Below are 14,163 nucleotides of genomic sequence, written 5' to 3' on the forward strand. Positions count from 1 at the left end.
CAGTGATCCGCCTCGATTATTGACCTCAGGGAAATGAAGAGATGCGCGCCGAAACGGCGGCGCTTTCCGTCCGATCACGAACGGCCCGGCCTGATTCCGCCTTCCGGGATCAATGCGCGCAATGCGCCGCCGAGACCTTGTCGAATTCCTGCTCGCCGAGATCGCTTTCATTGATCATGAAGTCGAACTCGCCGCCGTCGCCGATGGTCATCTCGGCGCCCCAGTCGCTGAACAGCTGCAGGAGCAACTGCTCCGGACTGTCATGGGCCATCTGGAACTGGACGGAGGAGAGGTGCCCGAACATCTGGTGGTAGCAGTTGCCGGAGCGGGCGCCCGGAAACTCGGGGCACTGGACACCGTCCGCATCCTTCAGGAACACGGGATGCCGGTCCGCCGCCGCGACATAGACCAGTTCGGGGATATGCTTTGCAAGCTCAGGATCGGCACCCGATTCCGTCACCAGCCTGTGCATCGCCCGTTCGATGTCCGACTTCAGATAGTTGCTGTATCGCTTGTCGGCCGCCTGGGCCAGGAAGTCGTTGAGGTCTTCGATGAAGGCCTCGATCGCACGCTGTTCGATGGCGGTTTCGTGTGATCTGTCCGCCTGCAGCTGCCAGTCTTCAAAACAGGCTTCAAATCCGGTTTCCTCCAGCTTGGCCGCGTGCCGGTTGCGCAGGATACGGCAGATCAGGCCGATGCCTCTCGGCGCGAACGGGAATCCGGTTTCTTCGTAGGGCCTGACAACAAGCGGCTTGCCGGCCGCCTTGTCCTCTTCGGTCCAGGGCGCGAACAGATGAAATTCCCGGTGCCGGGCATTGTCCGCCGTCATGGTTCCGAACGCGGTCAGCAACTGATCCGTCAGGTGGCGGGTATGCGCCTCCCGGTATCCCTCCGGCGCCTCGAAGGGCAGCCCCTCGGCAACCGGCATCGTTTCGACCTTGGCAAATTTCAGCGGCCATTCCGGGAAGATGCGGGACTTTTCGTCGCCCGGAAGGCCGAACAGGAGATCGAAGTGATAGTTGCCGTCCCGGAGCGAGGGCAGGTTCTTCGGAAAAGCGGTCGGTGCGCCGGCATAGTCCGCATCGTAAAGGACACGAATGTCGTTCGCGCTGGCGACATCGGGTTCGGACCAGGAAAGGCTCTCGTCGAACCGGCCGAAGAAAAACAGCATGCCGGCTTTCGGAATGCCTTCCGGGCGCCAGGGCAGATCCGCAAGGTCGATCTGCGCCAGAAAATGCAGCGGAAGGTCCGCCTTGACCTGATCGCCGTGTCCCGGTGCCTTCGGCCACGGAATGCTGTTTGGAAGATCCGGCAGGCCGCCGATCTTGCTGCGCCCGTGTTTCTCGCGATGCGGCGGGTAGGGACGAAACGCATAAACCGCGGGACGGGCAAGCCGGCTGCGCAGGCTGTCGAATGTATCGCCGGTTTCCGGATCGAGTTTTGAATCTTTCCGGTGCTCGCGCTTGAGCTCAAGCACCTCCTTGCGTTCCGGCACCGTCTCGGCCTCGGCTTCCGCAGGCTCCGCTTCCTCGGGCAGCTTCCTGGTTTCTTTCACCAGGACTTGCTGGAAGCGGCCGTCATTGATGTCTTGCGTCTCGGCATTCTGCTTCCGGTTGGACTTCAGCGGCAAAAGCGACCAGAGCGAGCTGAAGACCGGTTTGAAAAGCGGCAACAGCACCATACCCGCGACACTTCCCAGGATCGCAACCAGGAACAGAAAATACGCCTTGGGGAAGCCGAGCTGCTTGCTGCCATACGCAAAAATGACGAGAACCAGAAGGTAAAGAGCGAATTTGACCATGCAGACATCTATGATGTTGAGTTTTCACCCACATTTGTGACTGCATGGAATAAAGATCAGGTAAAGTTTTTTGGACAAATACCAACAGAACCTGTTGGAAAAGGGCGGCCAGAGCCGCCTTTTTCTTGTTTGACTGACCCTGGTCAGCCCAAATTCAGTTCCTTGAAGAAGTCGTTGCCCTTGTCATCTATGACGATGAAGGCCGGGAAGTCTTCGACTTCGATTTTCCAGATGGCTTCCATGCCGAGTTCTTCGAATTCGACGACCTCGACTTTCTTGATGCAGTCCTGGGCGAGACGCGCTGCAGGTCCGCCGATGGACCCGAGATAGAAACCGCCATGCGCCTGGCAGGCCCTGCGCACCTGGGCAGAGCGGTTGCCCTTCGCCAGCATGACCATGGAGCCGCCGGCTGCCTGGAACTGATCAGCATAAGCGTCCATCCGTCCGGCCGTGGTCGGTCCGAAGGAGCCGGACGGCATGCCATCCGGTGTCTTTGCCGGGCCCGCGTAGTAGATCGGGTGGTTCTTGAAATAGTCCGGTAGCGGTTGGCCGCTTTCAAGTCGGTCGCGCAGTTTGGAGTGCGCGAGGTCGCGCGCCACGATCAAAGGACCGGTAAGGGACAGCCGCGTTTTGACCGGATGCTTGCTGAGCTCGCCCAGAATTTCGGACATTGGCCGGGTCAGGTCGATCTTCACGACGTTGTCCGACAGCGAATCGTTGGTCACTTCCGGCAGGTACTTTTCGGGCTGTGTCTCCAGTTGCTCGAGAAAGATACCGTCCTTCGTGATCTTGCCGACGGCCTGACGGTCCGCCGAGCAGGAGACCGCAAGGCCGATGGGGAGCGAGGCCCCGTGTCGGGGCAGTCGGATGACGCGGACGTCGTGGCAGAAATACTTGCCGCCGAACTGGGCGCCGACTCCCGTTGCCTGCGTGAGCTTGTGGATTTCCTCTTCCATGGCAAGGTCACGAAACGCGTGGCCGCTTTCCGACCCGCCGGTCGGCAGGCCGTCGAGGTATCTGGCAGAGGCGAGTTTGGCCGTCTTGAGGTTCATTTCAGCCGAGGTGCCGCCGATCACGATCGCCAGGTGATAGGGCGGGCAGGCAGCCGTGCCGAGCGTCAGGATCTTTTCCTTCAGGAAATCGATCATGCGGTCATGCGTGAGCAGCGAGGGCGTGCCCTGGAAGAGGAACGTCTTGTTCGCAGAGCCGCCGCCCTTGGCCATGAACAGGAACTTGTAGGCGTCTTCGCCTTCGGCATAGAGCTCGATCTGCGCCGGCATGTTGCTCGCGGTGTTTTTCTCCTCGAACATGGAGATCGGCGCGAGCTGGGAATAGCGGAGGTTCTTCTTGAAATAGGCGTCCCGGGCGCCTTCGCCGAGGGCGGCTTCGTCGCCGCCCTTGGTCCAGACCCTGCGGCCTTTCTTGCCCATGATGATCGCGGTGCCGGTGTCCTGGCACATCGGCAGCACGCCGTGCGAGGCGATGTTTGCGTTTTTCAGAAGATCGAAGGCGACGAACTTGTCATTTTCCGTTGCTTCCGGATCGTCGAGAATTTTCCTCAGCTGTTCCAGGTGGCCGGGGCGCAGATAGTGATTGATATCCTTGAAGGCTTCCTCCGCCAGCAGGCGCAGCCCTTCCGGATCGACCATGAGCACTTTTTCGCCGTTGAATTCGGCGGTGCTGACGTAGTCGGACGTCAGCTTGCGGTACGGGGTCTGATCCTCGTTCTGCGGGAAGAGTGCGCTGTGGTGATATTCGGGAGGGGTGACGGGAGCGTTCATGAGGCGTCTTTCCTGATCTGGCTGCCTCGGCATCACCCGGCGGCGCTGGAACGATATCTGCCGTTCTCATACGGCAAAAAGGCCGCGGACGCCAAGTCCCGCGGCCTGCACAATTGGTTGCACAATCTGTGTGACCGTCAGCGCGTTGCCGTCAGGTCGAGCGTGACGGTGACGATATCGCCGACCGTGTCGGTACCGACTCCGGCGCCGAGCCCGTAGTCGAGGCGGTTGAGTTTCGCGGTTCCGGCCGCCCTGGCCGTGTCGCCGTCGATGTCGAGCGTGAAGTCGAGTGTCACCGGATGCGACGCGCCCTTGATGGTCAATGTGCCGTCGGCCCTGTAGCTGTTGCCTTCAACGAGCGTTGCGCCTTCCGACTTGAACTCGGCAACGGGAAAGCCGGCGGCATCGAACCAGTCCGCGGCGGGCAGGGTCGTGTCGAACTGCGGATTGCCTGTCGAAGCACTGGCCGGGTTGATGGTGGCGACGATGACCGCGCTCTCGGGGGCGGCAATGTCGAAATCGATGCTGGCGTCCCAGGTGGTGAAGGTTCCGCTCAGCGCCGAGCTGCCCTGCTGAACTTCGAAGGCGAGTGTGCTGTTCGCCGCATCCACGCTCCAGGCTTCGCCTTGCGCCGCGGAAACGGCTCCAATCATCGACAGAGACAGGCCAGATAAGATAATTTTTTTCAGTATCATGCTGATGTTTCCTGAAGTGAGAAATTAAGACTTGGCCTTGGCCGGTCCGGTTGACACCATGCGTTTCAGCGTGTCGTCCCGGGCGATGAAGTGGTGTTTGAGAGCGGCGGCGACGTGAACCACGACCAGCGCGATCAGAAGGTATGCGCCGTATTCGTGCAGAAACTTGAAGAAGCCCTCCGCCTGTTCCTTGGTGCCGAGTGCTTCCGGAACCGGAAGATGCGGCACGGGAAGGACATTGAAGAGCACCGTCGGAATGCCCCAGGGCGACGCCGAAACCATGAACCAGCCCGTGATCGGCATCGCGAAGATGAGGGCGTAGAGACCGATATGTCCGAGATGCGCGGCCGTCTTTTCAAGCGGATGCATGCCGGCAGGCAGTTTCGGGGACGGGTTCACCAGACGCCAGGCCAACCGGAGGACGGCAAGCGCCAGGACCACGAATCCGACCGACTTGTGCAACTGATAGAGCTGAAACGTTTCCGGGTCTGCTGGCGGCAGTGACGTCATGTAGAGCCCGAAAGCAAGCATTCCGGCAATCAGCACGGCCATCGTCCAGTGAAAGGCGATTGCAATGCGTCCGTAACCGGTCGAAGTGTTGCGCAGCATGGCGGGCTCCTTGAGTTGGGAGGCCGGTCACACCGGCCTCCGAGTCGGTCGGGTCAGTTCGTTGCCTGCGAAACCAGCGTTTCGGCATGGAACGTCACGGTGACCTCGTCACCTACATAGGGCACGAACATGTCCATGCCGAAGTCGGAACGCTTGATCACGGTGGTAACCGCGAAGCCGGCAGCCGGTTTCTTGGCCATCGGATGGTCGCCCATGGCAAGAACGTCGACCGTCAGCGTGACCGGCTTGGTGATGCCGCGCAGCGTCAGGTCGCCGGTGACGTCCAGCTGGTTCTCACCTGTCTGCTCGACCTTTGTGCTTTTGAACGTTGCCTGCGGGAACTTGGCCGCGTCGAAGAAATCCGGGCTTTTCAGGTGCTTGTCGCGATCCGCCCAGAACGTGTCGAGGCTGTCGATGTTGATCGTGAACTCGATGGAGGAGTTAGAAGGCGTGTCCTTGTCGATCAGCAATGTGCCGTCCCAGTCGCCGAAGCGTCCGTCGGTCGTCGAATAGCCGAGGTGGTTGTAGGTGAAGGAGAGGTTGGCGTGGGACTTGTCGAAGTCATAAGCGACCGGCTCGGCGATCGCCGGGGCCGCGAGAAGGGAAAGAGCAAGTGCGGAAGCTGCAAAACGGATCATGGGAGAACCTCATATCGTTGATCGAAGAGCGTTCGCTCATGAACGCTGCACCGGGAAGATAAGAAAGAAATTTTGCAGTGCAATTTGACTGACCGTTCGGTGTGGCTGAACAATATGTCGCACCGCTGGAGCGATTCTCCCGGGAGATGCTGGCCGTTGAAACGGGAGGCTGGGACAGCGAATCGAAAAAGCGTGTTCTGTGATATGTCTGCATTTTCTGGTTGTGGAGGGCAAAAGCAGACTTCGTAAGCTCATGAAAACAAAGAACGAGTACCTTTGTCATCAATCCATCAAGAAATTCAGGCAGCAAGTATGGATAATCTTGTCCAAAGAGGTGAGAAGGAAATCGGGGGGCGGCCGGTCCGGTTCGGCTACAAGGAGTACGTTACGTGAAACAGGCAGTCATCGTGTGCCATCGGGGCGCATGCAGACACGCTCCCGAAAATACCTTTGCTTCGCTCGAAAAGGCCATCGAACTCGGCGCGGATGTCGTCGAACTCGACGTCAGGCCGTCGAAGGACGGTGTCCTCTACGTTCTGCATGACGACACGCTCGAGCGGACCACAAACGGGACGGGCCGTCTTTCGGATTTCTCTTCCGCCGAACTTGACCGCCTGGACGCAGGCACCTGGTTCTCGCCCGAGTTCGCCGGTGAGCGCATCCCGCGTCTGGATGCATTCCTGGATGCCTGCCGCGGTCGGATCGGGACCTACGTGGAAATCAAGGAAGGCGATCCCGGTGAAGTCCGGGACATGCTTGCGGCACGCGGCATGCTCAATGACGCCTGGACCTTTTCCTTTGATCAGTCGATCCGTGCGCTGGCACGCGCCAAGGTCCCGGATCTGAAGCGCATGCTTCTCTTCGCGCATGTCGGCTCCGTGGAACGCGCCGTGGCCCAGGACGCCCATATCCTTGAATTCGACAAGGACACCCTGCGCGAAGATCTTGTCAACGAAGCCCGGGCGGCGAACCTTATCACGCAGATGTTCTACGACGGTGACGATCGGCATATGTTCGAGAAGGCTGTCCGTTTTGGAATCGAACAGATGAACATCGATCATGTCGAGGTGTTCCGGGAAGTCGAAAGCGCGTTGCTGACACCTGCTGAGTGATTTGCCGAATTTTTCAAATTTGCACAAAGGGATTCACTCACTGGAAACCCTGTTTGTCCATCGCGCCAATCATTTCTAAATATTTATTTTGAGTTAAGCAGAAATCGCTAAGAAAAAAGCTGAATTTTACCTGCGAGGTAGTTTGGCTATGGTTGTTCTTAGCTTGAAAAACAACTTAAAGAAATCAGGAGCTGGAAAGCGATCCAAATATAAAAGTCTGTCGAGTAAAGCCTCGGCCGCGCTTTTTGCTGCCTTGGTGTTAATACCGCTTTTCCTCGCAGGGACGGTGACCGGCGCGGCAGCGTCCGAATGGGTGGTCAAGCGCGTGTCGGGGATCGTCTATTTTGTCGCGCCCGGGGTTGAAGCGTTCCGCGTTCAAAGGGGCATGGTGTTTCAGAAGGGTTACACCATAGGCACCAGGGCAGGCGGCCGGGCGTTGATCGCGCGGGGTGAGGAAACCATCAGCGTTGGCCCGAACACGACATTCTCGATTTCAAAATACCAAAGCAACAGATCGAAAACGACCCTTTTGCAGCGCAAGGGCAACGTCGCCGTCGATGTGAGCAAGCGATCGAGACCGCACTTCTTCGTCGAAACGCCGTTTCTGGCCGCAGTGGTGAAGGGAACGCGGTTTGAAGTCAGCGTGAACACGAAGCGCACCCGCGTGATGGTGGAGCGAGGTGTTGTTGAGGTTCAGGACTTTTCATCCGGCGACAGGGCTGATCTGGGTGCGGGCCAAAACGCATCCAGTGCGCAAACCAGCGGTTCGGGCTTGGCGGTTGGCGGTAGAACGAAGCCTGATGTGCGAAAGGGACCGAAACGGGCGGCCAAGCCCGGGCTTGTGCCGGCAACTGCAACGCAAGCCGGTCAACCCGCAGCTGCGCAGCAACAGCCAACCACTCAAAGACGCGGCTTTTTCGGAGCATTGTTTGGTGGTGGCGGCATCGGGAACGTCAACAGCGGTTGGGAAAGCAGCGACAATTCGAATGGAAACGGCAATTCTTCCGACAATGCCTCCAATGGAAATGGCAACTCGACCAACGACGGGAACAGTGGAAACGGCGGTAGCGGCTCCGGTGGAAGTGGCGGCTCTGGCGGGGGTGGCGGCTCTGGCGGGGGCGGTGGCTCTGGAGGCTCTGGTGGGGGCGGCTTTGGCGGCGGTGGCGGCTTCGGCGGCGGTGGAGACGACGACGACGACGATGGCGGAGATGACGATGACGATGATTGAATCAGAATAAGCTCGAGTAAGTGCTACACTCCAGGAGCCCGTAGCTCGAATTGTGCCGCTTGATTGCAAAAGTGAACTTTGCGGTTTTCTAGTGTTTTGTCCAAAAAGAAGAATTCTAGTCACGGATTTAGATCGTTGAATTCACATATTGGAAACCTTGTGAAGAAATTGCTTCTTTTTCGTCCGCATATTTATTTTGAGTTAAGCAGAAATCGCTAAGAAAAAAGCTGAATTTTACCTGCGAGGTAGTTTAGCTATGGTTGTCTTTAACCTGAAGAACAACTTAAAGACATCAGGCCCTGCAAAGCATTCCAAATATGAAAGTCTGTCGAGTAAAGCCTCGGCCGCGCTTTTTGCTGCCTTGGTGTTAATACCGCTTTTCCTCGCAGGGACGGTGACCGGCGCGGCAGCGTCCGAATGGGTGGTCAAGCGCGTATCCGGCATCGTCTATTTTGTTGCGCCGGGTGTCGAGGCTTTCCGCGTCAAACGCGGGATGGCCTTTGAAAAAGGCTACACCATGGGCACCAGGGCAGGCGGCCGGGCATTGATCGCGCGTGGTGAGGAAACCATCAGTGTGGGTCCCAACACAACCTTCGCCCTGTCCAAATATCAAAGCAACAGATCGAAAACGACCCTCTTGCAGCGCAAGGGAAAGGTTACAGTCGATGTCGCAAAGAGGTCACGCCCGCACTTCTTCGTCGAAACGCCTTTTCTGGCCGCCGTTGTCAAGGGTACGCGGTTCGACGTTTCCGTTGGTGAGACGCGCGCGCGCGTTTCCGTCGATAGGGGCGTTGTCGGGGTTCAAGATTTCTCCTCCGGTGATCGCGCCGATCTGACGGCTGGGCAGAACGCCTCGAGCGCGAATGGAAACAATGGTGGCTTGAGTGTCGGCGGACGGACCAAACCGGACGTGCGCAAGGGGCCGAAGCGCAGCCCGAAAGTGGCGGCGTTGGGTCGCGCGGCTCCCGTCGATGTGCAGTCGGAAAGGCCTCAAAAGTCGAAAGGGTTCTTTGGTGGCCTGTTCAGCTCCAACGAGAGCTCGAACGGCAACGGAAACGGCAGCTCGAACGGCAACAGTAGCAGCAATTCAAACGGCGACAGCAACAGCAATTCGAATGGCAACAGCAACGGCAATTCGAATGGCAACGGTAACGGCAATTCGAATGGCAACAGCAACGGCAATTCGAACGGCAACGGCAACGGCAATTCGAATGGCAACGGTAACGGCAATTCGAATGGCAACAGCAACGGCAATTCGAACGGCAACAGCAACGGCAATTCAAACGGCAACGGCAACGGCAATTCAAACGGCAATGGAAATGGCAATTCGAACGGCAACAGTGGCAAATGATGTGAACTCGAGAAAGTTGCCCCCGATGCCGCAAGATCTGCGAACGTGGTGAGGCGGGGTGAACGTCTGGTACGAGAAATTTGGCGGGCGATTTGTAAACGCCATTCTGGTCGCGGTCTTTCTGGCCGCGGCTATTCTCGTTTTGCGCTTCGCGGGTCTGACCGACAGCATCGACAGGCTCGCCTGGGAGACCAGGTTCAGCCTGGATGCCAAACCGGTTTCGGGTCAGATTGTCTTCATCGATATTGATGCCGGCAGTCTCGAGGAGGTTGGTGTTTGGCCCTTTCCCCGCCGGATCCACGCAGACCTTGTCGACCGTCTCGCGGGCGCCGGTGCGCAGGATATTGTCTTCGACGTTGATTTCAGTGCCGCGTCCAACCCGGAAGATGATGCATTGTTCGCGCGTGCGATCGAGCAGGCGGGCAATGTCAGCCTCGCCGCCTTCCGTCAGGCGGCCTCCGCTCAGTCCGGCGAAAATGAAGTCATCAATCTTCCCGCGGACCCTTTTCTGGATCATGCCTGGCCGGTGGTCGTCATGGTGCCGATGGAGGCTGACAGCCGGATCTGGCGCAATCTCTATGGCTACGAGATAGACGGGGTCACCGAGATCTCCGCCGCCGCGTATCTCGGGGAACACAGCGGTGACACGCAAGGGGCCTTCTACCTCGACTACGGGATCGACGTCGCCAGTTTTCCCCGCATTCCCATGGCCGATGTGTTGAATGGTACAGCCGATCTGGGTCAGGTCAACGGCAAGAAAGTCATTGTCGGGGCCAGCGCACTCGAACTGCGCGACCTTTTCGCGGTACCGGTGCACGGGATCGTCCCCGGCGCGCTGGTCCAGGCGCTCGGTGCAGAAACGCTCCTCCAGAAACGGGCGCTGACACCCGTGAGCGAATCCTTTGCGCTCCTCTTCGCGGTTCTTGTTTTCGCCCTCTTGCTGATCACCAAGATCGAGGGGTGGGCGATCAAGCTCGGCATCTTCCTGCTGTCTGCGCTGGCGATCGAGATCGTGGCGTTCACCGTTCAGCAGTCGCATCCGGTTCTCGTTCCCACCGGAAGCGCTCATGTTCTGCTTGTTCTGGCGGCTGTGATTGTCGTTTTGCGCGAACTCGGACTGCACAAGCTTCTCGCACATGTCGCCGACATCAAGCAGCGCAACAGCGACCGGATGCTGGGTCAGGTATTCGATGACAGTTTCGACGCCATCATCGTCATCGACAGCGATTGCCTGATCACGGCGGCCAACAGGACAGCGCGGTCCCTTTTCTCCAGCGAAACGCTTGCCGGCAGCAGTGCGCGCTCGGCTCTGCCGAATGCGCTCGTCGAAGAAGCAATCGTTGCGCTTCAGGCCGCCGACGGGCGCGACCCGGTTCCGCAGATCCTGGTTCTCGCCCAGGAAGGGACAAAACGCCGTTTCATCGAATACGTGGTCACGAAGGCCGAAAAGACACTGGCCGAAGCCAAACACCCGAACAAGGTTGAAACGCGGGCGCTCGCCTGCCTGACCTGCAGGGATGTCACCGATGAGCGGGAATCCGCGGCCCGCCTGGAATATCTGGCACGTTTCGATCCGATCACAGACCTCCTCAACCGTAACGGATTTGAGCGGGAGTTGAAAAAACAGACCAAGAGTGCCTGTTCCAAGAGCGAAGCGGTCTGCGTTGTCCAGTTCGCCGTGACCAATCTCGATCAGATTGTTGCAACGCTCGGCTTCACCTATGGCGACCGCGTCCGCCAGTCGATCGCCTCGCGGCTGAAAAGCCATCTGGCCAAGGACATCACCTGGGCTGCCGTCACCGCAGACGTCTTCGCCGGTCTCAGCGTGTCGAAAACCGGCAGCGAAACGGAACTCGCGATCGTCGAGGAAGTCCAGAAAATCATCGGCGAAGACTACGCCATCGATGGCGCGCGCATCTCGGTACAGCTCAAGTTCGGCTATGTCGTGTCCGAAGGTGAGGGCGACCCGGACCTCATTCTGAAACGCGCCGGCAACGCGCTGTCGACGGCGCGGCGGGACAGCCAGAACCCGATCGTCTGTTTCAGGTCGGAAATGGACACTGCCCTTCAGCGCCGCAGAAAGCTGGAGACGGAACTGTTCAAGGCAATCATCCGGGATGAATTGCGTCTTGAATACCAGCCGCTGGTGCGCCTGAGCGACAGCACGCTTTTCGGTGTTGAAGCGCTCCTGAGGTGGGACAGCCGGGAGTTCGGCCGGGTCTCGCCCGTGGAGTTCATACCGATTGCAGAGGAAAACGGATACATTCAGGAACTCGGCGCCTGGGTGCTGAACCGCGGCATGAAGGAAGCATTGCACTGGAAACAGCCGTTGCGGCTTTCGGTCAATGTGTCGCCAATCCAGTTCTTCCGCGGGGATCTTGTCGAGACAGTCTCCGAAGCGCTGGAACGTTCGGGCTTTCCGGCCGACAGGCTGGATCTCGAAGTCACGGAATCGCTGTTCGTCGATGAGAGCCCGGAGCTGATGCAGTGCATCGAAGACCTGAAGTCGCGTGGCTGCAGTTTTTCCATGGACGACTTCGGCACCGGCTACTCTTCGCTCGGGTATCTCACCAAGTTTCCGTTCTCCAAGATCAAGCTCGACAGATCCTTCATCAAGGAAACGATCGACCGGCAGGAAGACACGGCCGTCATCGAGGCTGTGCTCCTGCTCGCCGAAGGCTACAGCATGTCGGTGGTCGTCGAGGGCATCGAGACATTCGAGCAGTCCTGCCGCCTGCAGGAACTGGGCTGCCAGCTCGGGCAGGGCTATTACTTCGGCCGCCCGATGACGGCGATTGACGTTGCCGAGCGTCTTGTGGTCGCTGCCTGACCCGGCTTTTTTCTTTTTTCGAAATCCAACCACCCGTTTGAAATCGTCGCGTTGCCGCGGTGAGGCTTCAAATGGGACGTAAATTTATTCTTGTTCATACATAGTTTTGCATGTTAATGCACGTTTATGTCCAATGTTTCTCATCTTCCCAATCAGCGTCGCGCGGCCATTCTCGAAATCCTTGCCCGTGGCGAGGCGGTGTCGGCGGCAAAGCTGGCAGCCGACTACGCCGTCTCCGAAGACGCCATCCGCCGGGATTTGCGCAAACTGGCCGCCGAGGGCCTTTGCGAGAAAGTCTATGGCGGCGCGTTGCCGGTGGCGCCGTCAGCGCAGCCGGTTTCGGTGCGCACCACGGAAGATGTCGAACGCAAGGAAGCCTTGGCAAAAGCCGCGCTCTCCCTGATCCGGCCGAGACATTGCCTGTTTCTGGATGTCGGCAGCACCAACATCATCCTCGCGGAGCACCTGCCTCTGAACCTTGAACTCACAGTCGTCACCAATTCCATCCCGGTGGTCGCCAAGCTGATGGGGAAAAAGGGTCTGAACGTCTTTTCGCTTGGCGGCGCCGTCAACGCGGACGTGGGTGGGACGACGGGGTCGCAAACCATCAGAGCTTTGGAGGCTTTCCGGTTCGACCTGGCATTTCTCGGCACCTGCGGCCTTTGCCGCGAGATCGGCGTCAGCGCTTATGACGCGCAAGATGCCGATGTGAAGCGGGCTGCGGTCAGCGCAAGCGACCGGGTTGTCATCCTGGCGACCGAACAGAAGCTTGGCGCCCGTTTGCCGCACAGGATCCTTCCCTTTGGTGAGATCGACTGCCTGGTCCTGGAAGCGCGCTTGAGCGAAGAATGCCTGTCGGAGTTCAGGACCGAAACAAATCAGCTCCTGACGGCCGCACCGCCTGCGGCAAGATCGGGGGCCGTCTGATGAGTGTGGACGCCGCCGGTCTTTCGACCGATCGCCCCGAAACCAGGCTGGCAACGCGTCTCGCGTTTTTCGCCGCCGGGTTCGTGCTCGGATGCTGGTCGCCGCTCATCCCATACGTGAAGCAGAGACTGGGCCTTGATGATGCCGGCCTCGGCCTGCTTCTGCTCGGCCTGGGTGCCGGGTCGGTTGCCGCAATGCCGCTCGCCGGAATTGCCTGCACGCACTTCGGCACGCGCAAGGTGACGGTTGCCGGCGGACTGGGGCTGGCGCTGCTGTTTCCGGCCGTCGGGTTCATCGGATCGCTCTGGACCATGGGGGCTGTTGTCGTCCTGATCGGGATCTTCCTGGGCATGCTTGAAGTCGGCATGAATTCGCACGCCGTGGAAGTGGAACGCGGATCTCCCAGGCCGCTCATGTCCGGATTTCATGCGCTTTTCAGCATCGGCGGCTTCGCGGGCGCGGGCGGCGCAACCGTCTTGCTGTCCTCTGGCGCGTCGCCCGGTTTGACCGCGGGCACCTGCGCGCTTCTGGCGCTCGCGGCGATCCTGGTGTCCTGGCCGATGTTGTTGAAAGCGGAACCGGAGGCCGGGTCGAACGCCATCGTTTTTCCCAGAGGCGTCGTTCTCGTGATCGCCCTGCTCACCGCCACGACCTTCCTCGTCGAAGGCGCGATCCTCGACTGGGGGGCGCTGCTCGTGACCGAACAGGGGCTCGTCGGCATCGCCATGGGCGGGTTCGGCTACATGCTTTTTTCCGTTGCCATGACGGTGGGCCGGATCTTCGGTGACAGGTTCGTTGCGGCGGTCGGTAGCCGCAGGTGTCTTGTCTGGGGCGGCAGCGTGACGATTGCCGGCATTCTACTCGTGACGCTGACACCTCATATCGTGGTTTCGGCAATCGGTTTTGTTGCGATCGGACTGGGCGCATCCAACATCGTACCGGTGCTGTTCAGCCTCGCCGGAACGCAGAAGGATATGCCGAGCGGGCAGGCGGTCGCCGCGGTCGCAACGACCGGCTATGGCGGCATCCTGCTCGGACCGGCCGCCATAGGTTTCGTGGCGAACGCCACCAGCCTGCAAACGGCCTTCCTGGCGCTGGCGCTGCTGATGTGTCTCGTGCCGCTTCTGGCGGTGCGCGTGACGCGCAATACATGACGTCGCAAAGACAGTCAGGATTTCGCCTCTGCGGTTA

The 14,163-nt window shown here is 59.3% G+C and carries 11 protein-coding genes; 6 read left to right on the plus strand and 5 right to left on the minus strand.

The window, feature by feature from the left end:
- Positions 1–109 precede the first annotated feature (109 nt).
- The 5 genes from ACO07N_RS20210 to ACO07N_RS20230 all read right to left on the minus strand — a co-directional run bounded on the left by ACO07N_RS20210 (position 110) and on the right by ACO07N_RS20230 (position 5,524).
- Positions 110–1,801: a DUF1963 domain-containing protein gene (locus tag ACO07N_RS20210; RefSeq protein ID WP_421982751.1), complete on the minus strand. Its 1,692-nt coding sequence runs from the start codon at positions 1,799–1,801 to the stop codon at positions 110–112.
- Between the two features lie 143 nt (positions 1,802–1,944).
- Positions 1,945–3,582, minus strand: coding sequence for a fumarate hydratase (locus ACO07N_RS20215; RefSeq protein ID WP_421982752.1), 1,638 nt, complete (start codon positions 3,580–3,582; stop codon positions 1,945–1,947).
- A 137-nt stretch (positions 3,583–3,719) separates the two neighbouring features.
- Positions 3,720–4,277 (minus strand): YceI family protein, encoded by a 558-nt coding sequence (locus ACO07N_RS20220; protein ID WP_421982753.1) that lies wholly within the window; start codon positions 4,275–4,277, stop codon positions 3,720–3,722.
- Positions 4,278–4,301: 24 nt separating this feature from the next.
- On the minus strand, positions 4,302–4,886 hold the full coding sequence (locus ACO07N_RS20225; protein WP_421982754.1) for a cytochrome b: 585 nt from the start codon (positions 4,884–4,886) through the stop codon (positions 4,302–4,304).
- 53 nt (positions 4,887–4,939) lie between these two features.
- Entirely contained in the window at positions 4,940–5,524 is a 585-nt protein-coding gene (locus ACO07N_RS20230) for a YceI family protein (protein ID WP_421982755.1), read from the minus strand.
- Positions 5,525–5,913: 389 nt separating this feature from the next.
- On the opposite strand from ACO07N_RS20230, the gene ACO07N_RS20235 reads away from it, so the two are divergent.
- The 6 genes from ACO07N_RS20235 to ACO07N_RS20260 all read left to right on the plus strand — a co-directional run bounded on the left by ACO07N_RS20235 (position 5,914) and on the right by ACO07N_RS20260 (position 14,126).
- The gene (locus tag ACO07N_RS20235) at positions 5,914–6,636 is read left to right on the plus strand and encodes a glycerophosphodiester phosphodiesterase (RefSeq protein ID WP_421982756.1); all 723 of its coding nucleotides are present in this window, start codon (positions 5,914–5,916) and stop codon (positions 6,634–6,636) included.
- A gap of 148 nt (positions 6,637–6,784) precedes the next feature.
- Positions 6,785–7,864 carry a FecR family protein gene (locus ACO07N_RS20240; RefSeq protein WP_421982757.1) on the plus strand — a complete coding sequence of 360 codons (1,080 nt, stop codon included), beginning with the start codon at positions 6,785–6,787 and terminating at the stop codon, positions 7,862–7,864.
- A 394-nt stretch (positions 7,865–8,258) separates the two neighbouring features.
- Positions 8,259–9,215, plus strand: coding sequence for a FecR domain-containing protein (locus ACO07N_RS20245; RefSeq protein WP_421982758.1), 957 nt, complete (start codon positions 8,259–8,261; stop codon positions 9,213–9,215).
- A 58-nt stretch (positions 9,216–9,273) separates the two neighbouring features.
- The gene (locus ACO07N_RS20250) at positions 9,274–12,045 is read left to right on the plus strand and encodes an EAL domain-containing protein (RefSeq protein WP_421982759.1); all 2,772 of its coding nucleotides are present in this window, start codon (positions 9,274–9,276) and stop codon (positions 12,043–12,045) included.
- Between the two features lie 126 nt (positions 12,046–12,171).
- Positions 12,172–12,972 (plus strand): DeoR/GlpR family DNA-binding transcription regulator, encoded by an 801-nt coding sequence (locus ACO07N_RS20255; protein WP_421982760.1) that lies wholly within the window; start codon positions 12,172–12,174, stop codon positions 12,970–12,972.
- On the plus strand, positions 12,972–14,126 hold the full coding sequence (locus tag ACO07N_RS20260) for an MFS transporter (protein ID WP_421982761.1): 1,155 nt from the start codon (positions 12,972–12,974) through the stop codon (positions 14,124–14,126). Before ACO07N_RS20255 ends, ACO07N_RS20260 begins: the two co-directional genes overlap by 1 nt.
- The last annotated feature ends 37 nt before the right edge of the window (positions 14,127–14,163 follow it).

Source organism: Roseibium sp. (assembly GCF_965229775.1).
Taxonomy (GTDB): domain Bacteria; phylum Pseudomonadota; class Alphaproteobacteria; order Rhizobiales; family Stappiaceae; genus Roseibium.

What these genes read in the sequence shown, in the direction of transcription:
- ACO07N_RS20240 (WP_421982757.1), top strand. Translation starts at nt 6,785, where the DNA reads ATGGTTGTTCTTAGCTTGAAAAACAACTTAAAGAAATCAGGAGCTGGA.
- ACO07N_RS20215 (WP_421982752.1), bottom strand. Translation starts at nt 3,582, where the DNA reads ATGAACGCTCCCGTCACCCCTCCCGAATATCACCACAGCGCACTCTTC.
- ACO07N_RS20230 (WP_421982755.1), bottom strand. Translation starts at nt 5,524, where the DNA reads ATGATCCGTTTTGCAGCTTCCGCACTTGCTCTTTCCCTTCTCGCGGCC.
- ACO07N_RS20220 (WP_421982753.1), bottom strand. Translation starts at nt 4,277, where the DNA reads ATGATACTGAAAAAAATTATCTTATCTGGCCTGTCTCTGTCGATGATT.
- ACO07N_RS20255 (WP_421982760.1), top strand. Translation starts at nt 12,172, where the DNA reads ATGTCCAATGTTTCTCATCTTCCCAATCAGCGTCGCGCGGCCATTCTC.
- ACO07N_RS20225 (WP_421982754.1), bottom strand. Translation starts at nt 4,886, where the DNA reads ATGCTGCGCAACACTTCGACCGGTTACGGACGCATTGCAATCGCCTTT.
- ACO07N_RS20260 (WP_421982761.1), top strand. Translation starts at nt 12,972, where the DNA reads ATGAGTGTGGACGCCGCCGGTCTTTCGACCGATCGCCCCGAAACCAGG.
- ACO07N_RS20210 (WP_421982751.1), bottom strand. Translation starts at nt 1,801, where the DNA reads ATGGTCAAATTCGCTCTTTACCTTCTGGTTCTCGTCATTTTTGCGTAT.